Origin of the sequence: Microbispora sp. H13382, from assembly GCF_014161445.1 — a bacterium.
GTDB lineage: Bacteria > Actinomycetota > Actinomycetes > Streptosporangiales > Streptosporangiaceae > Microbispora.
In genome coordinates this window covers 151,830-174,203 of sequence record NZ_JABBXA010000016.1, presented here as the reverse complement: position 1 = coordinate 174,203, position 22,374 = coordinate 151,830, and the positions used below count along the sequence as shown (strand labels likewise).

The window sequence follows — 22,374 nt, the reverse complement described above, 5'->3', positions numbered from 1 at the left end:
GCCCGCCGCGTTCACCGTCTCGCTCGCTTCGCTCGCTCATGCCGCCGCCTCTGTCTTCGGCGCCTCCTGCGGCGCGGCGAGCTGGCGGCCGACCCGGCGCTGTTCCGCCACCATCCGGTACCGGTGGACCAGCTCGTACGCGATGATCACGGAGAGCACGACGACGCCCTGCATGATCTGAACGATCTCCTTGGGGATGTCGAGCAGCTGAAGCTGGTTGGAGGAGTTGTACAGGAAGCTCCACAGCAGTGCGCCGATCGCCATGCCGACCGGGTTGTTGCGCCCGAGCAGGGCGATCGCGATTCCGGTGAAGCCGAGGTCGGTCGGGAAGTTGTTGCTGTACTTGTAGGAGGCGCCGAGCAGCTCCGGCATGCCGATCAGACCGGCGACCGCTCCCGAAATGACCATCGTGACGACGATCATCTTCTTCACGCTGACGCCGCTGGCCACCGCCGCGGACTCGGACTTGCCGGTCGCCCGCAGCTCGAAGCCGAACCGGGTGCGGTTGAGCACGACCCAGTACGCGACGCCGAGCAGGACCGCGACCACGATGAACCCGTTGACCAGCACCGGCGTGCCCGCGATGAGCGGGATGCCCGGCATGTGCGCGTCGTCGGGAATCGGCCGGGTGCCGAGGTCGTTGCCGGTCAGCACGCCGAAGTGCTCGCTGACCAGCCAAGAACCAAGGCCGGTGGCGATCGCGTTCAGCATGATGGTCGAGATCACCTCGCTCACGCCCCGGTAGACCCGCAGCAGCCCGGCGATCGCGGCCCACAGGGCGCCGACGACCACCGCGGAGACCACCACGAGGACGATGTTGAGCACGCCGGGGACCACGGCGGCGCCGCCGACCGCGGCGGCGACCACGGCCGCGAGGCGGTACTGGCCGTCCACGCCGATGTTGAAGAGGTTCATCCGGAAGCCGACGGCCACCGCGAGCGCGGAGATGTAGTACATGACCCCGGTGTTGAGAGTCATGGCCATCGACCGCGGCTGGGTGCCGTAGTCCGCGAGTGTGGTGAAGGCCTCGACCGGATCCTTGCCCGCGATGAGCAGGACCACCGAGGTGATCAGCACCGCGAAGACGACCGCGATGACCGGCGCGGCGACGGCGAGCCAGCCGCCCAGCCGCACCCGGCCGAGCAGCCGGTCGACGAACCCGTTCATACGCCCTCCCCGGCGCCGGTCATCGCCGAGCCCAGTTGCTCGGGGGTCACGTTCGCGGGATCGACGTCGGCGACGATCCTGCCGCGCAGGATCACCTTGAGCGTGTCGGACAGGCCGATCAGCTCGTCGAGGTCCGCGGAGATCAGCAGCACGGCCAGACCCGCGGCGCGCGCGGTGCGCAGGTGGTCCCAGATCGCCGCCTGCGCGCCGATGTCCACGCCCCGGGTGGGGTGGCTGGCGATCAGCAGCACGGGGTCGCCGCTCATCTCCCGCCCGACGATCAGCTTCTGCTGGTTGCCGCCGGACAGCGTGGCCGCGTCCACGTCGATGCCGGGGGTGCGCACGTCGTACTCCTCGACGATGCGCCGGGTGTCGGCCCGCGCGCCGGCGCGGTCGATCCACGGGCCCTTGATGTTGGGCTTGCGGGTCTGGTGGCCGAGGATGCGGTTCTCCCAGAGCGGCGACTCCAGCAGCAGGCCGTGCCGGTGGCGGTCCTCGGGGATGTAGCCGATGCCGCCCGCGCGCCGCTTCAGGGTCGGCCACCGGGAGATGTCGGCGCCGCCGAGGGTGAGCGTGGCGACCTCACACGGGCGCATGCCCATGATCGCCTCGACCAGTTCCGCCTGGCCGTTGCCCTCGACGCCCGCGATGCCGAGCACCTCGCCCTTGCGGATGTCGAAGCTCACGTTCTCGACCACCGGCCGCCCGTCGCCGGTGCGCACGGTCAGATCGCGTACGGACAGGGCGACGACGTCGGTGACGGTCGACTCGCGGGTCTCGGGGCTGGGCAGCTCGCTGCCGACCATGAGCTCGGCGAGTTTGCGGGAGGTCACCTCTTGGGGGTCCACGGTCGCCACGGTGGTCCCGCGCCGGATGACGGTGATCTCGTCGGCGACCCGCAGGACCTCGTCCAGCTTGTGGGAGATGAACAGGATCGTCAGCCCCTCGCGGACCAGTCCGCGCAGGTTGTCGAACAGTTCCTCGACCTCGTGGGGCACGAGCACGGCGGTCGGCTCGTCCAGGATCAGGATGCGGGCGCCCCGGTAGAGCACCTTCAGGATCTCCACCCGCTGGCGGTCGCCGACCCCCAGGTCCTCGACCGGCACGTCGGGCCGCACGCCCAGCCCGTACGCGTCGGAGATCTCCTTGATCTTCTTCCGCGCGGCGCCGAAGTCGAGGGCGACGCCGCCGCGGCGCGGCTCGCTGCCCAGGACCACGTTCTCCAGCACGGTCAGGTTGTCGGCCAGCATGAAGTGCTGGTGGACCATGCCGATGCCCGCGTCGATCGCGTCGGCGGGGGTGTGGAAGCCCACGGGCTTCCCCTCGACGCGGATCTCACCCTCGTCGGGGCGCTGCATCCCGTACAGGATCTTCATCAGCGTGGACTTCCCCGCGCCGTTCTCGCCGACGATGGCATGGATGTGCCCTTTGGCGACGCGGAGGTGGATGTCGCTGTTGGCGACGACTCCCGGGAACCTCTTGGTGATCCCGGTGAGCTCTACTGCGGGTTCCGTAACGGTCGCGGCGGTAATGTCGGCCTCCTCCTCGCGGAGTGCCCGGTGACGGTCAAGTGGTAGTGAGCGTAGAGCAAAGGGCCCGGGGCGGGTGCCCCCGGGCCCCTCGATTACGCAGGTCAGGACGTCGGGACCGAGATCTCGCCGTTGATGATCTTCTGCTTGTACTCGTCGATCTTCGACTTGATGTCGTCGATCTTGCCGCCGGTCGTGGAGTAGTCCACGCCGCCCGCCTTGAGGTCGTAGACGGACGGGCCCGACTTGACCGCACCGGTGCTGTAGTTCTTCAGGAAGTCGAAGACCGCCACGTCGACCTTCTTGATCATCGAGGTGATGATCACGTCCTTGAAGCCGGCGTACGCCGGGAGCGCCGCCTGGTCGGAGTCGACGCCGATGGCCGTCGCCTTCGCGGCCTTGGCCGCCTCGAAGACGCCCGCGCCGGAACCGCCGGCCGCCTGGTAGACCACGTCCGCGCCGGCGTCGTACATGCCCTGCGCGGCCGTCTTGCCCTTGGCCGGGTCACCGAAGCCACTGAAGTCCGGGGGCTGGGTGAGGTACTTGCTCTGGATCTTGATGTCCGGCTTGACGGCCTTCGCGCCGGCCTCGAAGCCCGCCTCGAACTTGTGGATCAGCGGCACGTCGACGCCGCCCACGAAGCCGACGTTGCCCTTCTCGGACTTCAGCGCCGCCGCGACGCCGACGAGGAACGACCCCTGCTCCTCGGCGAACATCAGGTTCGTGATGTTGTCGCCCTTCGCGGCGTCGTCGTCCACGATGGCGAACTTGACCTCGGGGAACTCCTTGGCGACCTTCGCCACGGAACCGGAGTAGGCGAAGCCCACCGCGATGATCGGGTTGAAGCCCCCGGAGGCGAGCAGGCGCAGCCGCTCCTCCTTCTGGGCGTCGGTCTCGCCCGCGGTCGCCTCCAGTTCCTTCTTCTCGACCTTGAGCTCCGACACGGCCTTGTCCAGGCCGGCCGCGGCCGCGTCGTTGAAGGAACCGTCGCCGCGGCCGCCGATGTCGTACGCCAGGCCGACCTTGGCCTGTGCGGCGGCGGGCGGCGCGGAGGACGCGCTGGCCGAGGCCTCGGTCGTGGCGCCTTCGCCACCACCTCCACACGCGGCGGCGGCCATGAGCAAGGCGCCGCCCGCGGTGGCGGCGGCCAGTCTGCTGATTCGATTGTGGAGCAAGGTCGTGACTCCCCTTCCGTTCCCCGCCCGTCTGACTCTCGTCGCACGCACGCAGGAACGCACGGCAACCCTGCACGGAAGATAGTTGTTTGACCTGCATAGACCAAACCCGCACACCAGTCCGCAACATGTCCGTTATTGAGCCCACGCCGCACCGTGACCGGGGCGTCAGCCTGGGGAAACCTTGACCCTGCCGTGGATGATCTCCTGCTTGAGCTGTTCCAGGCGCGGCTGGATGTCCGTGATGTGGCCGCCCGTGAGGGTGTAGTCGACGCCGCCGAGCTTGAGGTCGTACACCACCGGACCGCTGGTGACGGTCCGATCGGCCACGTCGGCGAGGAAGTCGTAGACGGCGACGTCGATCCGTTTGATCATCGAGGTCAGGATCACGTCGCGCACCGCGGGGTCGGCGCTCTTGGCCTGGTCGTAGTCGACGCCGATCGCCCACGCCCCCGCGTCCTTCGCCGCCCGGAACACCCCGGCCCCCGAGGCCCCGGCCACCTGGTAGACCACGTCGGCGCCCGCGCGGTACATGCGCCGGGCGGCCCTGCGCGCCTTCGCCGGGCTCTCGAATCCGCGGAGGTCGTGGGGGCCGCTGAGATAGGCGATCCTGATCCGCGCCCGCCGGTTCACGTGCTTCACACCCTGGACGTAGCCGGCCTCGAACTTCCTGACCAGGGGGGAGCGGTTGCCCCCGACGAAGCCGACGTCGCCGGTGTGTGATTTCATGGCCGCCGCCGCGCCCATCAGGAACGAGCCCTGTTCCTCGGCGAACAGCAGATTCGTGATGTTGGGACCCGACACGGACGGCTCGTCCAGGATGGCGAAGCGCGTCCGGGGGAACCGCGGAGCGATCCGCCTCAGCGCCGGAGCGTACGCGTAGCCGACGGCGATGATCGGGTCGTACCCGGCCTCGGCGAGCGCCCGCACCCGCTCCACCTTCCGGCCGGCGGGCTCGCCCCGCGCGGCCGCCACCTCCTTCACCCGCATGCCGCTCAGGTTGCGCGCGGCCTCGTCGATCCCGGCGGCCGCGGCGTCGTTGTACGACTTGTCGCCCCGTCCGCCGATGTCGTACGCGAGCCCGACCCGCAGTGGGCCGGTGCGCGGCGGCGCGGCGTCCGCCCCGCCGTGACAGCCCGCGGCGGCGGCGACGGCGGCGGCGACGGCGCCCGCCGTCACCGCCCGGAACGCCCGCAATCGGACCTCCTAACCAGGAGGGTGGTCCCACTGTCCGCGATACCCCTCGACGAGGGCGGGGAACGCGCCGCATCTCATGACAGGTTCATCCCAATTGAGTTAGTTTGTGCGGGTAAGGGATCCCGAATAGCGGGCGGCCTGTTCCCCTTCGCGCGTCACCTCGAAGCCGGCGGCGCTCTCGCCCCGCCACGTGATCGTGACGTTTCCCGGATGACAGGCGTCGCCTCTCACCCGGTCGAGGGTCAGCACGAGCACCGCGTCCGACCCGCCCGCGGGGGTGAGACGGCCGGAGCAGTGCAGGTCGGCGCCCCACCGCATCCGCGCCGGCTCGGCGAGACGGATCTCGACCGGGAAGACCCGGCCGGCCGAGGGGTGGGTGGCGACGCCTGTCCAGGTCCCGTCGAGGCGTCCGGGCCCGCGGTCCGTCAGCGCCCACACGACGCCCAGCGCGGCGAGGACGGCGACCGCGGAGATCGAGGCGGCCAGTGCGACCACGCGCGCTCGCCCGGGACGCCGTCCGCCGGTCCGGTCGTTCGCCACCCCGTCGGGCTCCGTCCGCTCAGGCTCCGTCCGCTCGGGCTCCGTCCGCTCGGGTCCGGCCGGAACCGGCTCGGTGGCAGTGGACTCGGTGGCAGTGGACACGGGAGGATTCGGCGCGGCCGGACCCGGTCGCGCCGGGACTCGGCCGAGCAGGGCGCTCAGCACCTGTCCCGCGTCCGGCCGGTCGGCCGGTTCCGCGGCCAGGCACGCCACGACGAGGTCTTTCAGCAGGCCGGTGAGCGGCCCGAGGTCCGGCGTGCCGTACAGGATGCGGGCCATCACGGCCGCGTGCGTGTCACCGGTGTAGGCCTGCCTGCCGCTCGCCGCGTAGACGAGCGTGAGCGCCCAGCAGAACAGGTCCGCCGCCGGTCCCGCGGGCCGCCCTTGGAGCTGCTCGGGGGCGATGTAGGCCGGGGTGCCGACCGGGTCTCCCGTCGTCGCGGTGGCGTCGGCAAGGCGGGAGATGCCGAAGTCGACGACCCGCAGCCCGTCGGAGCCGAGGAGCACGTTGCCCGGCTTGAAGTCGCGGTGGACGACCCCCGCCCGGTGGATCGCGGCCAGCGCGGTGGCCGTCCCCACGGCGACCCGGTCGAGGTCGCCGCCCGTCCGCGGGCCCGCCGCCCGCACGTGCTCGCGCAGGGAGGGGCCGTCGACGTACTCGCTCACGATGTACGGCCGGTCGCCGTCCAGGTCGGCGTCGAGGACCTGCGCGGTGCAGAAGGGCGCCACCCGGCGCACCGCCTCGATCTCCCGGGCGAACCCGCGCCGGGCGGATACGTCGTCGAGCCGCGCGTGCAGGAGCTTCACGGCCACCGGCCCGCCCGACGCGCCGGCCGCGCCGAGGAAGACCACTCCCTGGCCGCCTACTCCAAGGCGGCCGGTGAGACGGTAGTCCCCGAGATGCCGGGGATCTTCCGGGCGCAGGGGGGATGCGTCGGGCACGGGCGCTGTACTACTCGGCCGGTTCGGCGGGCGCGGGTCAGCGGGCGCCGCCCCACAGCGCGGTCAGCGCCGTGGCGGCGAGTACCTTCACGCCGATCCCGATCGCCCGCTCGTCGACGTCGAACTGCGGCCGGTGGATGTCGACCTCGTCGACGGCCCCCACCGGGCGGGTGCCCAGCCGGGCGAGCGCGCCGGGCACCGACTCGAGGTACCAGGAGAAGTCCTCGCCGCCGAGGCTCTGCGGCGTGGGCACGGCCGCCCCGTCGCCGACGATCTGGGTCACCGCGTCGTGCAGCATCTGGATGCTGGTGGCCTCGTTCACCGTGGGCGGAGTGCCGCGCCGGTAGTCGATCTCGGCCTCCACGCCGTACGCGCCGGCGACCGAGTCGAGCAGGGCCTTGACCAGGTCGGGAGCCTGGTGCCAGGCCTCCTCGTCGAGCGACCTGACTGTGCCCTGGGCGACCCCGACGTCCGGGATCGCGTTGGCCACCGAGCCCGCGGAGATCTGACCCCACACGAGGCTGAGGCTGGAGCGGGGGTCCACGCGGCGTGACAGCGCGGCCGGCAGCTCGGTGACGATCTTGCTGAGCGCGTAGACGAGGTCCACGGTCAGGTGCGGCCGGGCGGTGTGCCCGCCCGGACCGGCGACGCGGATGCGCAGGCTGTCGCAGGACCCGGTGATCGGGCCGGTCCGCAGGCCGACGTGACCGACGTCGAGACGCGGGTCGCAGTGCACCGCGAAGATGCGGTCGACCTCGTTCAGGCCGCCGTCGCGCATGACCTCCAGCGCGCCGCCCGCGACCTCCTCGGCCGGCTGGAAGATCAGCCGCACCCGGCCGGGGAGGGCTCCCGCGTCGGCCTGCGACGCCAGGAACAGCCCCGCGCCGAGGACGATCGCCGTGTGCACGTCGTGACCGCAGGCGTGGCACGCGTTCGAGTTCGTGGACCGGTAGGGGACGTCCTTCTCGTCCTCCATGGGCAGCGCGTCGATGTCCGCGCGCAGGGCGACCGTGGGGCCCTCGTCCCTGCCGAGGTCCACCCACAGGCCGGTGCCGCGCGACAGCGGGTGCGGGGTGAGCCCGGCGTCCGTCAGCCGCTCAGCGATCTTCTCTGTCGTGCGATGCTCGCTGAAGGCGATCTCCGGGTGCGCGTGTACGTCGCGCCGGAACTCGATCAGCTCATCGTTGTGCCCGCGAAGGAATTCCGCCAGTTGCCCGGCCAGGTCGTTGCTTCCCGGCACGGCCGCGTCCGGCGTTGCGAGCTTCGATGAGGTGGCCACGGAACTTCCCTTCTCCGGCGAGCCGTCCCGCCACGGGTCGCCGGATCACCATATGATCATTAAAAGTCACAAAAAAGCCCAAAAGGGTCGAGCGGGCGCCTCGCCTCCACCGACCCTTCAATCACAATCCTTTCACGCCGCGACCCTCCGATACGGCGAATTGCCCAGTATTTACGCCGGCCTCCGCACGTTGCCAGAACTGGGGCACTGTTGCCGGACATATCAGGCCCTACCCAGTCAGCTGCCCGATTGTCCGATCTCGCGGTTGGGGTTCGAGGTCACGAACCTGTCCTCCGCGAGCTCGATGAGCGTGGCGTCGACCACGTCCTGGAGGGTCCCTCCGTCGGCGAGGATCGCCCGCTGGCGCTCGGATGAGCTGCCCTGCTCCAGCACCTCGGTCACGACCGCCAGTTCGTCGACGCAGCCGAGCCGCTCGGCGACCGGTTCGAGTTCGCGCTGAAGTTCATACAATACGTCGCGCACCGGCGCCGTGGAGCCGTGGTCGTCGGTGATGACGTCCGCGTCGAGGCCGTACCGCGTGGCGCGCCACTTGTTGTCGCGCACCACCCACGCCGCCGGATGCGGCAGCTTGTACCCCCGGTCGAGCTGCTGGTCGAACTGCTGCACGAGGCACTGGGACAGCGCGGTCACCATGCCGACCTCGCGCGGCGTCGGGATCCCGTCGAACATCCTGATCTCGATGGTGCCGAAGTCGGGATGCGGCCGGATGTCCCACCACACCTCCTTGATGCTGCGGATCGTGCCCGCCCGCAGCAGCGTGTCCATGTACTCCTCGAACTCGGCCCAGTCCGCGAGCAGGTGCGGCGGCCCGGCCGTGGGCAGCGAGCCGAAGACGATGGCCCGGCTCGACGCCAGCCCGGTGTCCTGCCCGCCCCAGTAGGGGCTGGAGGAGGTGAGCGCGAGGAAGTGCGGCAGGTACGCCGCGAGGGCGTTGACGATCGGAATGACCTTGTCCCGCTCCTTGACCCCCACGTGGACGTGCACGCCGAACGTCTGGATCCGCCAGGCGAGCCACTGCATCTCCTCGACCAGCTCCACGTAGCGCTGGTTGGGCGCGTAGACCGCGTCGCGCCAGTCGCTGATCGCGTGGGTCCCCGTGCAGGCGAGCCCGGTGCCGCGCGGCTCGACGGCCTCGGCCAGCCGCCCGAGGCTCTTCTTCAGGTCCTGCACCGCCTCCGCCACGGTGTGGCAGACGTCCGTGACGATCTCGATCTGCGACTGCATGAGCTCGTGCATGGCCTTGGGCCGCTGCCCCTCACTGAGGTCGGGCACCGCGGCGAGCACCTCTTTGGCGTCCTGGCGCAGATGACGCGTGTGCCTGTCGACGAGCTGAAGCTCCCACTCCACGCCGAGCGTCGCGCCACGCGAGGGATTGAAGTCGATCGCCAAAGCTTGCCTCCATCACGTTCGGTCCCTGTGGACACTCAGGTCACATCGGACAAGGTCGTTTCCAGATCAGGCCCTACCCCTCATCCATCCCCGCACGCCGACGGCACCGAGCGCCAGTGCCAGGAGGATGTTCACCGCGACGAGCACGCCGTGGACGACGTAGAAGGACGTCTCATGCCCGTCGGCGAGGTTGAAGGCGAGATTGATCCATTCGAAGATCATGAAGGCGGCGAGTGCCACGAGAAAGACAGATACACGTCTCGTCATGGCTCACAGTATCGGCGACCCCCCGCGTGGCCCTGTGGCATATGGGGCATATGTCGCTTCATGCGAAGGCAGTCGAGGCTAGGCTGAGCCACCTATGCGGACGAATCATCGTGTCCTCGCCGCCACCGTCACGACGGCGGGTGTGCTGACGACGGCGCTGCTCGGCGCCCCTCCCGCCGCGGGCGCGCCGGCCGTACCGGACCTGGCGCCGCGGGAGATCGGCACGGCCGTGGCGGAGAACGGCACGGGAAACGGCACCGTCGGCGGGGACCTGCTCGCCGGCCACGGGATCATCGCCCCCGCGGGAGTCAAGGCGCCGCCCAAGACCGAGGCCTCGTCGTACGTCGTCGCCGACGCCGAGACCGGCCAGGTGCTCGCGGCCAAGGACCCGCACGGGCACTACCTGCCGGCGAGCACGCTCAAGACGCTGACGGCCGTCACGCTGATCCCCAGGCTCGACAAGAACCGCAAGGTCAAGCCGAGCGAGGAGGCCTGCAACGTGGAGGGCAGCGCCGTCGGCATCGTTCCCGAGCCGATCTACAAGGTCGACGACCTCATGCGGGCGCTGCTCATGGTCTCCGGCAACGACGCGGCGGTCGCGCTGGCCGAGGCCAACGGCGGCCTGAAGAAGACGCTCGCCGACATGAACAAGGAGGCCCGCAGGCTCCAGGCGTACGACACGGTGGCCAAGACGCCGAACGGCCTGGACCAGCCGGGCCAGCGCAGTTCGGCCTACGACCTCGCGCTGATCGCGCGGGCCGGGCTGGCGATGCCGGACTTCCGCGAGTACGTCAGCACGAAGGTCGCCAAGTTCCCCGCGCCCAAGGACTACCTCAAGAAGGACAGGAAGAAGCGCCGCGACGACGCCGAGGCCAGCGAGTCTCCCCGGCCCGCCTACTACGAGATGGCCAACCACAACAGGCTCCTGGGCCGCTACAAGGGCATGCTCGGCGTCAAGAACGGCTGGACGTCCAAGGCCCTGGGCAGCTTCGTGGGCGCGGCCAGGCGCGACGGCCACACCGTCATCGTCGCGATCATGCATCACCCCGGCGGCTTCTGGGAGGAGGTCTCCAAGCTGCTCGACTGGGGCTTCGCCGCGAGAGGCAAGGTGACGCCCGTGGGCCAGCTGGTCGCGCCCGTGCCCGACGCCAAGCCCTCGTCCTCCCCCCTGGCCGTACGGCCCGGCTCTCCGACGCCGGGCGCGGACACGGCGGGGGCGGCCAGGGCACGTGGCGAGGACCCCGCCGCGAAGAGCTCGGGCGTGACCACTCCCCTGCTGATCGGCGGCGGCGCCCTCGTGGTCCTCGCCGCCGGTGCGTACGGCCTGCGCCGGCGCCGCAGGACGCCCGGCGACGCGCCCGACTAGAGATCGGGAGGGGCGGGGATGGCGTGCTCGGCCGCGCGGCTGACCTCCTCCCAGCGGGCCCATGTCTCCATGCGCTGCCGGGAGACGTCGAAGGCCAGGTCGTAGGCCGTGCCGCCCAGCAGCAGCCGCAGCGGGGGGTCGTCGCTGCCGACGAGCTTCAGCACGGCCTCGGCGGCCAGCCGGGGATCGCTGTCCACCGACCCCTCGGCCCACTGTTTGTCCAGCTCGGCCCGCAGAGGGGCGTAGTCCGGCAGCGGCGTGGCCGTGGTCATGCCGGTGTACAGGCCGGTCCAGTAGCCGCCGGGCTCGACGATGGTGAGCTTGACCCCGAACCTCGCGGCCTCCATCGCCAGCGCCTCGCTCATGCCCTCCAGGGCGAACTTGCTCGCGCTGTACAGCCCCGTGGTGGGGAAGCCGCCGAGCGCTCCGATACTGGAGATCTGCACGATGTGCCCGGACCTCTGGGCGCGCAGACAGGGCAGGACGGCCTGACTGACCCACAGCGCGCCGAAGAAGTTCGTCTCCATCTGCGCTCGGGCCTCGACCTCGGTGAACTCCTCGACCATCCCCATGGACAGGACGCCGGCGTTGTTCACCACGACGTCGAGCCGGCCGAAGCGCTCGGTCGCCCGGGCGACCGCCGCGAAGACCGCGGCGCGGTCGGTGACGTCCAGAGGGAGCACGAGCAGCCTGTCCTCGTGGCCGGCGGCCAGGTCCGCCAGCGGCGCCACGGTCCTGGTCGCGGCGACCACCCGGTCCCCGGTCTCCAAGGCGGCCCGGGCGAAGGCGCGGCCGAGACCCCGTCCCGCTCCGGTGATGAACCAGACCCGTCCCTGGCCTGTGGGCGTCGGCGTACGCATGGCGGCTCCAATCGATTTTGCGATAGCTAGACGATACGTCTCGTCTTGTTCGCTGATCCTCGTGCCGCCGCCGGCATTTGTCAAGACGAATCGTCTCGTCTCGCTTCTGGTAGGTTCGTGGCCATGACGGCACAGCACGCCACGGCCCCCGGCACCAGACGCCGCAGCGAGGCCTCGCGGCGGGCCATCCTCACCGCGGCGTTCGAACTCGTCGGCGAGGTCGGTTACGCGAAGCTGAGCATCGAGGGGATCGCCGCCCGGGCCGGGGTCGGCAAGCAGACCATCTACCGATGGTGGCCCTCCAAGGGAGCGGTGCTCTTCGACGCGTTCCTCATGCTCTCCGAGGGGGAGGACGACTCGGCGGCCCTGCCCGACACCGGCGACCTGGAGGCCGACCTGAAGACGGTCCTGCGCGCCACCGTGGCCGAGCTGAACGACCCGCGCTACGACGAGCCGATGCGCGCGCTCAACACGGAGATCCTGCACGACCCCGCGCTCGCCGCGATCTACGCGGAACGGCTCGACCGGCCGATGAAGGAGCTGAAGAAGCAGCGGCTGCGCAGCGCGCAGCGGGCCGGGCAGCTGTCCGGCGACCTGGACCTGGACGTCGCCATCGAGATGCTGTGGGGACCGCTGCTCAACCGGTGGCTCCAGCGCAGCGGCCCGCTCACCCCCGAGTACGCCGACAGCGTCGTGGAGACCGCGCTCAACGGGTTGCGCCCGCGGTGAGGACGCACTGAGGCGCGGCGAGGACACGCTGAGGACCCGCTGAGGACCCGCTGAGGACCGGGGTCAGGCGGGGCCGCTCGTGGGCGTGGTCGCCGGTGACGGGAGCGGGGTGGGCTCGGGCGGCGGGCCGAGCGTGGCCGTCGCCGTCCACGCGGCGGCGTAGAGGATGACCCGGGCCGACAGGTTGATCCACAGCAGCAGCCCCACGACGACCGCGAACGTGCCGTACACCGGGTTGCGCAGGGTGGCGGCCAGGATCAGCGCCGCGAGCTGCTTGAGCACCCCGAAGCCGGCCGCGCCCAGCAGCGCGCCCTTGAGCACGACGAGGAACGGCTGCGACGGCTTGGCCACCCAGCCGAGGATGACCAGGAAGAGCAGCAGATCGGCGACGAGGCTCCCGGCGATCCCGGCGACCCAGACCCCGGCGCCGGCCAGCGGCGAGGAGCCCAGGCCGAGCCACCCGGCGACCGTGCTCGTGGCCCCGGTGGCGAACCCGCTCACGATCACCGAGATCAGCATGGCGAGGCCCATGAGCACGAGCGCGACGAGGTCGCGGAGCTTGCCCAGGAAGTAGTTGAGCGGCGGCTCGCAGGTCATCCAGATGGTGCGCAGGGCCCCGCGCAGGGCGTCCATGGCGCCCAGCCCGGCGTACAGCAGGCCGAGCAGGCCGATGACCCCGGCCCGGATCCGGGCCCCGGCGAGCTGGTCGATGTGGAGCTGGTCCGCGAGCCCGGGAAGCTGGCTGTTGATGGCCTCGGTGAGCGTGGCGAGCGCGTCCGGGCGGATCGTCACGACGTATCCGAACAGGGCGAACGCCAGCGCGATCACCGGGAAGAACGACAGGAACGCGAAGTAGGTGATCGCGCCCGCCAGCCGGTCCCCCGCCTGCACCTGGTAACGCTGCACCGTCCGGATGAGGTGGTCGAGCCAGGAAAAGCGGATCCGGTCATGCTCGATCCGCATCCGGCCCCACGCGCGGACCGCGTCGACGCGCCGCGTGACCTGGTCGACCAACGCCATCCTCATCGGCTTTGTCTACCCGTAGAGGGCGTTCCGATGCCTGCGGCGGACGCGGCCCGGGGCGGTGACCATGCCGTGACCGTGCCGTGGCCGCGCTCGGGCGCGGTCTACTCGAAGTGCGGTGTGGGGAGAAGGCCGAGGCGCTCGCGGACCTGCTCCATCGTCTCGCGGGCCACCGCGCGGGCACGGGCGGCGCCGGCGACCAGCAGCCGGTCGAGCTCGGCCTCGTCGGCCAGCAGCTTCTCCGTACGCTCCCGGATCGGGGAGAACGTCTCGACGACGGCCTCGGCGACCTCCTTCTTGAAGGCGCCGTATCCCTGCCCGGCGAACCGCGTCTCCAGCTCGGGGATCGGCGTGCCGGTCAGCGCGGACAGGATCCGCAGCAGGTTGGTGACGCCCGGCTTGTTCTCCTCGTCGGCGACGACCTCGCTGCCGGTGTCGGTCACCGCGCGCATGACCTTCTTGCGCAGGGCGCCCGGCTCCTCGAGCACGTCGAGGATGCCCTGCGGGCTCGACGACGACTTGGACATCTTCGCGGTCGGGTCCTGGAGGTCGGTGATCTTCTCGACCTCCTTGAGGATGTACGGGCTCGGCACCTTGAACGTCTGGCCGTAGCGGCTGTTGAAGCGCTGCGCGAGGTCGCGGCTGAGCTCCAGGTGCTGCTTCTGGTCCACCCCGACCGGCACCTGGTCGGCCTGGTAGATCAGGATGTCGGCCGCCTGGAGGATGGGATAGGTGAACAGGCCGACGCTGGCCGAGCTCTCGCCGTACCGCGCGGACTTGTCCTTGAACTGCGTCATCCGTCCGGCCTCGCCCATGCCGGTCTGGCAGATCAGATACCAGGCGAGCTCGCTGTGCTCGCGCACGTGGCTCTGCGCGAAGACCGCGGCGCGCTCCGGGTCGAGCCCCGCGCCGAACAGCTGGGCGGCGGCGATCCTGGTGCGCCGGCGCAGCTCCTCGGGCTTGGGCGCGACGGTCAGCGCGTGCAGGTCGGCGATGAAGAAGAAGGCCTCATGGGTGTCCTGCAGCGCGACGTACTGGCGGATGGCGCCGAGATAGTTGCCCAGGTGGAACGAGTCTGCGGTGGGCTGGATACCGGACAGGACGCGAGCAAGAGCCATACGGCAATTCTGTCAGCAGTCGCGGGCTGCCCGCGACAGACGCGGCCCGGGGCTCAGCCGGCCGCCGCCGCCGCGTCCTCGGGGGGATTGCGGGTGACGCGGACGCGGGAGACGCGGCGGCCGTCCATCTCGGTGACGGTCAGCCTGACGCCCGGCGCCTCGGCGACCTCGCCGCGCTGGGGCAGGTGGCCGAGGGCGGCCATGACGTAACCGCCCAGGGTCTCGTACGGCCCGCTGGGCAGCCGCACGCCCGTCTGCGCGTGGAACTCGTCGAGGTTGACCAGCCCCTCGACCTCCACGTCCCCGGCGATCATCCGTACGGCGTCGCCGCTCTCGTCGTACTCGTCGCGGATGTCGCCCACGAGCTCCTCGACCAGGTCCTCCAGCGTCACGATGCCGTCGGTGCCGCCGTACTCGTCCACCACGATGGCGAGGTGGTGGCCCTCGTCGCGCATCTCCGCGAGCGTGGCGAGGACCCGTTTGCTCGCCGGCACGAGCTTGACCGGGCGGATCGGCACGACCTCGCTGATCGGCTCCAGGCGCCCGGTGCGGACCGGGTCGAGCAGGTCCCGTACGTGGACGAACCCGATGACGTCGTCGTAGGTGTCGCGGTAGACGGGAAACCGGGAGTGCGGCATGGCGGCGGCGAGCACGGCCGCCTCGGCGAGCGGGGTGTCCGCCGCCATGAACTCGACCTCCGTGCGGGGCAGCATGACCTCCCTGAGCTGCCGCTTGCCCGCCGCGAACACCTCGGCGATCACGTCGCGCTCGTCCTGGGTGAGCTCCGAGTGGCCCACCACCATGTCGCGCAGCTCCTCGGTGGTCATGGCCGCCCTGTCGGCGGACGGGTTGCCGCCGAGCAGCCGCACGATGCCGTTGGTCGACTTGGACAGCAGCCAGATCACCGGCCTCGACAGCGTCGCGATCCGGTCGAGCAGCGGGGCGGTCATGAGCGACAGGCTCTCCGCCCGCTGCCGGCCGAGCCGCTTGGGCGCCAGCTCGCCGAGCACCAGCGTCACGTACGAGATGGACATCGTGACGGCCACGAACGCGACGGGCGCGGCCACGCTCTTGCGCAGGCCCCACGCCTCCAGGACCGGGGCGAACCGCGGGCCGAGCGCGTCGGCGCCGAGCGCGGCCGACAGCACGGTCGCCACGGTCACCCCGACCTGGATGGCGGACAGGAAGCGGTTGGGGTCGCGGGCGAGCTTCTGCACCCGCGCGCCTCGGCGTCCCTCGCGGCTCAGGCGGCGGATCTGGCTCTCCCGCAGTGAGACCATCGCCATCTCGGCCGCGGCGAAGAATCCGCCGATCAGGATGAATATCAGGACAAGGGCGATGGTCACCGCGACGTTGCTCAACGTCATCAGTCCGTTCGGGTGTCAGGCGTGCCAGACCGGTCGTCGCAACCCCCGCGACTTGCTGGGATTGCGGTACTGGTGGCATTTAACCCGCTCCTCATGGGAAGCGCGTAAGCTAGGGCCTGTACGTACATAATCCAACAAGCTCGAACAGGAGCAAACAGTGAAGCTGCTGGTTACTGGTGGAGCCGGGTACATCGGCAGCGTCGTGGCGGCGCAACTCCTGGAGGAGGGGCACCAGGTGACGGTGCTCGACGACCTGTCGACCGGGCACGCCGACGCGGTGCCGTCCGGAGCCTCGTTCGTGCAGGCGTCGATCACCGAGGCCGGCGGCGTGCTCGCCGACGGGTACGACGCCGTGCTGCACTTCGCGGCGAAGTCGCTGGTGGGCGAGTCGGTCGAGAAGCCGGGGCTGTACTGGTCGCACAACCTCGGCGGCACGCTGGCGCTGCTCGACGCGATGCGGCAGGCCGGGGTGAGCCGGATCGTGTTCTCCTCCACCGCCGCCACCTACGGCGAGCCGGAGCGCACGCCCATCCTGGAGACCGACCCGACCCGCCCGGGCAACCCCTACGGCGCGTCCAAGCTCGCCGTGGACACCGCGCTCACCGCCTTCGCCGGGCTGTACGGCCTGGGCGCGGTCAGCCTGCGTTACTTCAACGTGGCGGGAGCGTACGGCGAGTTCCGCGAGCGGCACACGGTCGAGACCCATCTGATCCCCAACGTCCTCAAGGTGGCGCTCGGCGAGCGCGAGTCGGTCGGCGTCTTCGGCACCGACTACCCCACGCCCGACGGCACCTGCGTCCGCGACTACGTCCACGTCGCCGACCTCGCCCGGGCGCACCTGCTCGCCCTGGACGCCTGCGCCCCCGGGGAGCACCGGATCTACAACCTCGGCAGCGGCACGGGCTTCTCGGTCAAGGAGGTCGTGGACGTCTGCCGCGAGGTGACCGGGCACCCCATCCCGACGACCGTCGCGCCGCGCCGTCCCGGCGACCCGGCCGTCCTGGTGGCGTCGTCGGAGAAGATCCAGCGGGAGCTGGGCTGGAAGCCGGTCCACACGACGCTGCGGGACATGGTCGCCGACGCCTGGACCGCCTGCGCGAAACCCGCCTGAGCCCCGATGGCGGCCTGCCCCGGCGGCGTTCAGGCGCGGCGCAGGGCCACCCGTACGCTCGCCTTGTTGTTGGCCGGGCGGCGGTCGCCGTAGCGGCGTGAATAGACGGTGGCCATCGTGGCCACGGCGTGGGAGGCCCGGGACGGCACCCGGAAGACCAGTTCGAGCAGCCCGCGCGACCCCGACCTGATCGGCGGCAGCGAGCACCCGACGAACTGGCGGTTCCCCCGGCAGCGCCCGCCCCTCGCGGACTCCAGCCGGGCCTCGCGCGGCTGGAAGAACACGTACGCGTCCCGCACTACGCGCGGCCCGCGGTTGCGCACCTCCGCCCGTATGGAGAACCAGTGGCCCGGGCGGACGAACCGGGTCGAGGAGCGGAACCGCATCGCCAGGTCGGCCCCCTCGTCGACCCTGGTCACGGCCTCGGCCGTGTTGTCGGTCTCGTCCTGGTCGATCACCTCGGAGGTCAGGTCGGCCCGCGCCCGCAGCGGGCCGTGCGCGCCCGGCGCGATCACCCCTGTGATCGTCATGTCGCCCGAGCCGCCGGGCAGGACGTCGTCGGACGAGCGGCAGACGACCCGGTTGCGCGCCCCGCCGGGCTCGCACTCGGCCACGCCGACGTTGACGACCTGGAAGTCCCTGGGCAGCCGCACCCGCAGGGTCGGCAGCACGGCGTCCCCCGGCCCCTTGTTGTGCACGGTGACGTGGTAGGTCAACGGCTGCCCCGGCTGCGCCACCTTCGGCGAGGCGGTGATGCCGACCTCGAGGTCGGCCGTGCCCCACGGATTCTGCAACGGTTCCTTCACCGGCGCCGGCCGGGGCGCCTCCCCGGAGAAGGCGAGCGCCGGTTGCGGCGCTCCGGCGACGAACACACAGACCAAACCCGTGACGACCCTACGACCCACTGCCGCTCCCCCGAACGCTTGAGATCAATTCAACCGTGCCGGACGTGCCCCGCGCACCGTCCGACACGCCGCTCACGGCGTCGCTGAACTGGAGTCCCACGCCCGTGTCACGCCCGCCTCACTTCCCGTCTCACGCGGCGACGAGGTCCTGCTGGGGTGCGGGCCTGTCGACGCGCACACCGCCCCGTGGCAGCAGCGCGAGCGCGAGGAGGGCGACGACCGCCCCCACGACCCCGAGCCAGGGGATGACGGTCGCGGTCGCGGCGGCGTGGGCCGCCGGAAGTCCGTGCGCCGGCGCCTCCCGCGTCACCACCGACGTGTACGCCGTGCCGGCGAGGGCCAGCGCGACCGAGCCGCCGATCTGCCGGAAGAAGGTCAGGTTCGCACTGGCCGTGCCGATGTACCGGGGCGGCACGGCCGACTGGATCGCCACGGTGAGTCCGGACAGCATGGGCCCCATCCCGAGCCCGATCAGTGCCATCCAGGCGACAAGCATCGGGGTCGAGGTGCCGACCGCGAGGTTCGCGCACAGCGCCGTGCCCGCGACCAGGAAGAACGGCGCGATCACCAGCCACGGCTTGTAGCGGCGCGTACGCGAGATCAGGGCGCCGGTGACGGCGCTGCCCACGACCATCGCCAGCATCAGCGGGTAGATGTGCAGCCCGGAGGAGGTGGCGCTCAGGCCGTGCGCCTCCTGGAAGTAGCGCGGCAGGAACACCACCCCGGCGTACATACAGAACGCCGTGAAGAACGACGCGACGTTGACCAGCGAGTACGTGCCGTTCGCGAACAGGTGGAGCGGCACGATCGGCTCGGCGGCCCGCCGCTCGACGAAGACGAACACCACGAGCAGCGCCAGCGACGCGCCGATCGGCCCGGCGACCGGCCCGCTCGTCCAGGTGTGGCCGTCGACCCCCTTCTCGGTCAGGCCGACGAGCAGCGCGCTGATCGCGGCGCTGAAGACGGCGATGCCCAGGTAGTCGGGCCGCGCCCCGCCGTGCCCCGGCCGGTACGGCAGCCGCCACACGATGATGGCCACCAGGACGGCGCCGATCGGGACGTTCACGTAGAAGGCCCAGCGCCAGCTCGCGTGGTCGGTGAACAGCCCGCCGAGGAACGGGCCGGCGATGTAGCTCAGCGCCATCACGCCGCCGAGCGCGCCCTGCACCCGCCCGCTGCGCTCCGGCGGGAACAGGTCGATCACCAGCGCCAGCGACAGCGGCAGCAGCGCGCCCGCGCCGAGCCCCTGCACGCCGCGGAAGGCGATGAGCTGCCCCATGCTCTGCGCCGCCCCGGACAGGATCGAGCCGAGCAGGAACAGGACCACCCCGATCAGCAGGAGCGGCTTGCGCCCGTACGCGTCGGACAGCCGGCCGTACAGCGGGACCGTGACGGTCGAGGTGAGGAGATAGGCGGTCACCACCCAGGTGTAGAGGCCGGTGCCGCCCAGCTCGGCGGTGATCCTCGGCAGCGCGGTGCCGACGATCGTCTGGTCGAGCATCGCCAGGAACATGCCGCCGAGCACGGCGAACAGGAGGAGTCCGTTTCTGGATCGCATGTGTCGAAGGTGACATGTAAGGATAGACATGTCAATCCAGATATATAGTGGGGGCATGTCCCTGCGCATCGCTCTACTCGGTCTTCTGACGGCATACGGCTCGGCGAGCGGCTACGACCTGACCAAGGCGTTCGAGAAGTCGGTGGCCCATGTCTGGCAGGCCGGGCACAGCCAGATCTATCCCGAGCTGGCGAAGATGACCGCGGACGGGCTGGTGACGGTCGAGGCGGAGGGCGCACGGGGGCGCAAGATCTACGCGATCACGCCGGAGGGCCGCACGGAGCTGCGCGCCTGGCTGGTCGGGCACGACCCCACGGGTCCGGCCCGCAACGAGGTCGCGCTCCAGGCGTTCCTGCTCCCGCTCCTCGACCCCGGGGAGGCGCTGGCCGTCCTGGAGCGGCTGAAGGCGTACGTGGAGCACAAGCTGGCCGAGCTGGAGGCCCTCTGGGCGGTCAAGCGCGCGTCGCCCGTCCCCGAGGGGGCGACCGGCGTCAGGTTCGGCAACCTCGCCCTGGACCTCGGCATCCGGCAGACCCGCACGACCCTCGAGTGGGCGAACGACGCCATCGCCGCGATCGGGCGCCGGGCCTGACTCCCCCCGCCGGGCGGAGGGCTCAGCGACAGGCGAGCGTGGGCGGCGCGTCCCGCTCGGGGTCGAAGTCGACGTTGCCGAAGTGCTTGCGCAGCAGGCCGCGCATCGTGCCGTCGTCGTACATACGGCTGATCGCGTCGGCCACGGCCTTACAGGTGCGCACGTCCTTCCTGGGCAGGCCGACGGCGTAGCGCTGGTCGGTCAGCCGCAGGCCGAGCACCGACAGCTTCAGGCTCGCCACCCGGTTGCCGAAGCCGGCGATGATCAGGTCGTCGCCGGGGACCGCGTCGACCTCGCCTCGCGTCAGCAGGTTCATGCACTCGGCGTAGTCGCCCACCGGGACCTGCTCGACCTCCGCCTTGTCCGCGACGAGCCGGGCGATGCTGCTGCCGTTGGGCGCGCACATCCGGCGTCCGGCCAGATCCTCCAGCTTCTTGATGCGCGAGCCGGCGAGCACGAGCAGGTCGGCGTGGGCCGTGTAGTACGGCCCGGCGAAGGTGACGGCGTCGCCGCGGTTGTCGTCGTAGGCGTAGGTCGCCACGACCATGTCCACGGTGCCGTCGGCCAGCGCCCGCACCCGGTCTCCGACGCCCACCCTGCGGAAGGTGATCCCCTTCGCGGGGACCTTGAGGCTTCTGGCGATGGACGTGGCGACGTCCACGTCGAACCCGCTGAACCCGTTCGACTGCTGCAGGGCGACCCCGGGCACGTCTCCCCGCACGCCGATCGTCAGCCGCCTGGTCTTCAGCGCCTTCTCGTACACCGAGGCGTACGTCGTGCTCGGGCGCGGGGATCGCGACGTGACGGTGGCGTCGCCGGTGCCGCTCTCCGCGGGCGCGCCGCCGAACGCGAAACCGATCCTGGCGGCCAGGATCGCGGCCGCTGCGGCCACGACGGCGAGCGTGGCCGCGATCGCACCGATGAGAGGACCCTTCCGGCGGCGCCGCGCCGGCCCGGCCCCGGTTGGCCCGACTTCTCCTGGCCCGGCTTCTACTGGGGCGCCGCCCGCCATGCCGAGCCCGACCGGCCTCGGGTCGGTGGGGCCGGGAGACGGGCGGAACGCCGGGGACGCCCCGGTCGGCACGTCGTTCCCGGTGCTGCCCGCCTGTCCTGTCGTCCCGGTCCACGCGCCGACGCCGGTCCACGCGGCGTTCCCGGCCGGTGCGCCGCTGCCGGTTCGTACGCCGCCGGGCGGCAGGGAGCCAGCGCCGGTTCCGGCCGGTGCGCCGCTCCCACTTCGTACGCCGCCGGGCGGCAGCGGGCCCGCGCCGGTCGCCGGGACGCGGCCCGGACCCGTGCGCGCGAACCGTGTGGCGTCCGGGTCGGCCGCGTGCGCGGCCCCCTCCGACAGCACGACCGCCGACGCGTCGCCCGACGCCGCACGGCCCAGCAGGCTCAGCAGGATCTGGTCGGCCGTCGGCCGCTCGTCCGGCGACTTGCGCAGGCACGCCCGGACCACCCCGCCGAGCGGCTCGGGCAGCATGCGGGTGTCGATGTCGTGGTTGAGGATGCGGTTGAGCACGACCGCGATCGAGGTCCCGCCGAACACGACGTCCCCGGTCGCGGCGTACGCGATCGTGGCGGCCCAGGAGAACACGTCGGCCGGGGGCCCGACCTTGCCGCCGGAGATCTGTTCGGGCGCCATGTACGCCGGCGTGCCGATCGCCCGGCTGGTGATCGTGGCGGTCGAGTCGAGGATGCGGGCGATGCCGAAGTCCACCACCCGGGGGCCGTCGACGGCCAGCAGCACGTTGTCCGGTTTGAAGTCGCGGTGGACGATGCCCGCCTGGTGGATCGCGGTGAGCGCGGTGGCCGTGCCGACCGCCAGGCGCTCCAGGCTTGAGCCGGTCAGCGGCCCGTCCGCCTCGACGGTCTCGCGCAGCGACCGCCCGTCGATGAACTCGCTCGCGATGTACGGCGTGTCGCCCTCCAGGTCGGCCGCCAGCACCCGGGCGGTGCAGAAGCTCGCCACCCGCTGGGCGGCGCGCAGTTCCCGCGCGAAGCGGGACCTGGCGGTCGCGTCACCGGAGAACTTGACGTGCAGCAGCTTGACCGCCGCCCGTCCGCCGGCCTGGTCCTGGCCGTGGTAGACCACGCCCTGCCCGCCCTCGCCCAGACGGCCGGACAGCACGAAGGGACCGAGCCTGGTCGGATCCCCCGGTTGTAGCGGCGCGATCTGCGGCATCCCCGTTCCCCACGATTCGGCAAACTACCGGCCAGCAGAACTTTACGGCCCCGG

19 protein-coding genes are annotated in these 22,374 nt (G+C 71.3%); 4 read left to right on the top strand and 15 right to left on the bottom strand.

Going from position 1 to position 22,374, the window contains the following annotated elements; genetic code table 11:
* Positions 1–36: 36 nt before the first annotated feature.
* The 8 genes from HHX41_RS27960 to HHX41_RS27925 form a co-directional block, all read right to left on the bottom strand.
* Positions 37–1,167 (bottom strand): ABC transporter permease, encoded by a 1,131-nt coding sequence (locus HHX41_RS27960; protein WP_169985395.1) that lies wholly within the window; start codon positions 1,165–1,167, stop codon positions 37–39.
* Positions 1,164–2,699 carry an ABC transporter ATP-binding protein gene (locus HHX41_RS27955; protein WP_182908364.1) on the bottom strand — a complete coding sequence of 512 codons (1,536 nt, stop codon included), beginning with the start codon at positions 2,697–2,699 and terminating at the stop codon, positions 1,164–1,166. Before HHX41_RS27955 ends, HHX41_RS27960 begins: the two co-directional genes overlap by 4 nt.
* Positions 2,700–2,800: 101 nt before the next feature.
* Positions 2,801–3,871, bottom strand: a complete 1,071-nt coding sequence (locus HHX41_RS27950; RefSeq protein WP_259401360.1) for a BMP family protein — start codon at positions 3,869–3,871, stop codon at positions 2,801–2,803.
* Between the two features lie 168 nt (positions 3,872–4,039).
* Positions 4,040–5,068, bottom strand: coding sequence for a BMP family protein (locus HHX41_RS27945; protein WP_182908340.1), 1,029 nt, complete (start codon positions 5,066–5,068; stop codon positions 4,040–4,042).
* A 99-nt stretch (positions 5,069–5,167) separates the two neighbouring features.
* Positions 5,168–6,550, bottom strand: a complete 1,383-nt coding sequence (locus tag HHX41_RS27940; protein ID WP_310742204.1) for a protein kinase domain-containing protein — start codon at positions 6,548–6,550, stop codon at positions 5,168–5,170.
* A gap of 37 nt (positions 6,551–6,587) precedes the next feature.
* Positions 6,588–7,829 carry an amidohydrolase gene (locus HHX41_RS27935; protein ID WP_169985392.1) on the bottom strand — a complete coding sequence of 414 codons (1,242 nt, stop codon included), beginning with the start codon at positions 7,827–7,829 and terminating at the stop codon, positions 6,588–6,590.
* Between the two features lie 237 nt (positions 7,830–8,066).
* Positions 8,067–9,239 (bottom strand): glutamate--cysteine ligase, encoded by a 1,173-nt coding sequence (locus HHX41_RS27930; protein ID WP_169985390.1) that lies wholly within the window; start codon positions 9,237–9,239, stop codon positions 8,067–8,069.
* 66 nt (positions 9,240–9,305) lie between these two features.
* Positions 9,306–9,506, bottom strand: coding sequence for an SCO4848 family membrane protein (locus tag HHX41_RS27925; protein ID WP_169985388.1), 201 nt, complete (start codon positions 9,504–9,506; stop codon positions 9,306–9,308).
* Positions 9,507–9,600: 94 nt separating this feature from the next.
* Here HHX41_RS27925 and HHX41_RS27920 point away from each other — a divergent pair, with 94 nt between their 5' ends.
* Entirely contained in the window at positions 9,601–10,872 is a 1,272-nt protein-coding gene (locus tag HHX41_RS27920; protein ID WP_182908339.1) for a D-alanyl-D-alanine carboxypeptidase, read from the top strand.
* Here HHX41_RS27920 and HHX41_RS27915 read toward each other — a convergent pair.
* Positions 10,869–11,732, bottom strand: a complete 864-nt coding sequence (locus tag HHX41_RS27915; protein ID WP_182908338.1) for an SDR family oxidoreductase — start codon at positions 11,730–11,732, stop codon at positions 10,869–10,871. The two genes, HHX41_RS27920 and HHX41_RS27915, sit on opposite strands and share 4 nt — an antisense overlap.
* A 123-nt stretch (positions 11,733–11,855) precedes the next feature.
* On the opposite strand from HHX41_RS27915, the gene HHX41_RS27910 reads away from it, so the two are divergent.
* Positions 11,856–12,461, top strand: a complete 606-nt coding sequence (locus tag HHX41_RS27910) for a TetR/AcrR family transcriptional regulator (RefSeq protein ID WP_182908337.1) — start codon at positions 11,856–11,858, stop codon at positions 12,459–12,461.
* Between the two features lie 63 nt (positions 12,462–12,524).
* On the opposite strand, the gene HHX41_RS27905 is transcribed toward HHX41_RS27910, so the two are convergent.
* From HHX41_RS27905 to HHX41_RS27895, 3 genes are all read right to left on the bottom strand, one after another.
* A complete protein-coding gene (locus HHX41_RS27905; protein WP_259401359.1) occupies positions 12,525–13,487 on the bottom strand; it encodes a YihY/virulence factor BrkB family protein in 963 nt (320 codons plus the stop codon).
* Between the two features lie 101 nt (positions 13,488–13,588).
* Positions 13,589–14,602, bottom strand: coding sequence for a tryptophan--tRNA ligase (trpS, locus tag HHX41_RS27900; RefSeq protein ID WP_169985380.1), 1,014 nt, complete (start codon positions 14,600–14,602; stop codon positions 13,589–13,591).
* Positions 14,603–14,655: 53 nt separating this feature from the next.
* Entirely contained in the window at positions 14,656–15,969 is a 1,314-nt protein-coding gene (locus HHX41_RS27895; RefSeq protein ID WP_249350532.1) for a hemolysin family protein, read from the bottom strand.
* Between the two features lie 157 nt (positions 15,970–16,126).
* On the opposite strand from HHX41_RS27895, the gene galE reads away from it, so the two are divergent.
* Entirely contained in the window at positions 16,127–17,080 is a 954-nt protein-coding gene (gene galE / locus HHX41_RS27890) for a UDP-glucose 4-epimerase GalE (protein WP_182908336.1), read from the top strand.
* Positions 17,081–17,109: 29 nt separating this feature from the next.
* On the opposite strand, the gene HHX41_RS27885 is transcribed toward galE, so the two are convergent.
* Positions 17,110–17,985, bottom strand: a complete 876-nt coding sequence (locus HHX41_RS27885; protein WP_169985377.1) for a CARDB domain-containing protein — start codon at positions 17,983–17,985, stop codon at positions 17,110–17,112.
* A gap of 130 nt (positions 17,986–18,115) precedes the next feature.
* The gene (locus HHX41_RS27880; protein ID WP_259401358.1) at positions 18,116–19,543 is read right to left on the bottom strand and encodes an MDR family MFS transporter; all 1,428 of its coding nucleotides are present in this window, start codon (positions 19,541–19,543) and stop codon (positions 18,116–18,118) included.
* A 55-nt stretch (positions 19,544–19,598) separates the two neighbouring features.
* On the opposite strand from HHX41_RS27880, the gene HHX41_RS27875 reads away from it, so the two are divergent.
* Positions 19,599–20,135, top strand: coding sequence for a PadR family transcriptional regulator (locus HHX41_RS27875; protein WP_182908334.1), 537 nt, complete (start codon positions 19,599–19,601; stop codon positions 20,133–20,135).
* A 22-nt stretch (positions 20,136–20,157) separates the two neighbouring features.
* Here HHX41_RS27875 and HHX41_RS27870 read toward each other — a convergent pair whose 3' ends face one another.
* On the bottom strand, positions 20,158–22,320 hold the full coding sequence (locus HHX41_RS27870) for a serine/threonine-protein kinase (protein ID WP_182908333.1): 2,163 nt from the start codon (positions 22,318–22,320) through the stop codon (positions 20,158–20,160).
* Positions 22,321–22,374: the final 54 nt, after the last annotated feature.

Excerpts from the sequence above, each read along its gene's own strand:
- HHX41_RS27960 (WP_169985395.1), bottom strand. The coding sequence starts at position 1,167 with ATGAACGGGTTCGTCGACCGGCTGCTCGGCCGGGTGCGGCTGGGCGGC.
- HHX41_RS27925 (WP_169985388.1), bottom strand. The coding sequence starts at position 9,506 with ATGACGAGACGTGTATCTGTCTTTCTCGTGGCACTCGCCGCCTTCATG.
- HHX41_RS27920 (WP_182908339.1), top strand. The coding sequence starts at position 9,601 with ATGCGGACGAATCATCGTGTCCTCGCCGCCACCGTCACGACGGCGGGT.
- HHX41_RS27915 (WP_182908338.1), bottom strand. The coding sequence starts at position 11,732 with ATGCGTACGCCGACGCCCACAGGCCAGGGACGGGTCTGGTTCATCACC.
- HHX41_RS27910 (WP_182908337.1), top strand. The coding sequence starts at position 11,856 with ATGACGGCACAGCACGCCACGGCCCCCGGCACCAGACGCCGCAGCGAG.
- HHX41_RS27905 (WP_259401359.1), bottom strand. The coding sequence starts at position 13,487 with ATGAGGATGGCGTTGGTCGACCAGGTCACGCGGCGCGTCGACGCGGTC.
- trpS (WP_169985380.1), bottom strand. The coding sequence starts at position 14,602 with ATGGCTCTTGCTCGCGTCCTGTCCGGTATCCAGCCCACCGCAGACTCG.
- HHX41_RS27895 (WP_249350532.1), bottom strand. The coding sequence starts at position 15,969 with ATGACGTTGAGCAACGTCGCGGTGACCATCGCCCTTGTCCTGATATTC.
- HHX41_RS27880 (WP_259401358.1), bottom strand. The coding sequence starts at position 19,543 with ATGCGATCCAGAAACGGACTCCTCCTGTTCGCCGTGCTCGGCGGCATG.
- HHX41_RS27875 (WP_182908334.1), top strand. The coding sequence starts at position 19,599 with ATGTCCCTGCGCATCGCTCTACTCGGTCTTCTGACGGCATACGGCTCG.
- HHX41_RS27870 (WP_182908333.1), bottom strand. The coding sequence starts at position 22,320 with ATGCCGCAGATCGCGCCGCTACAACCGGGGGATCCGACCAGGCTCGGT.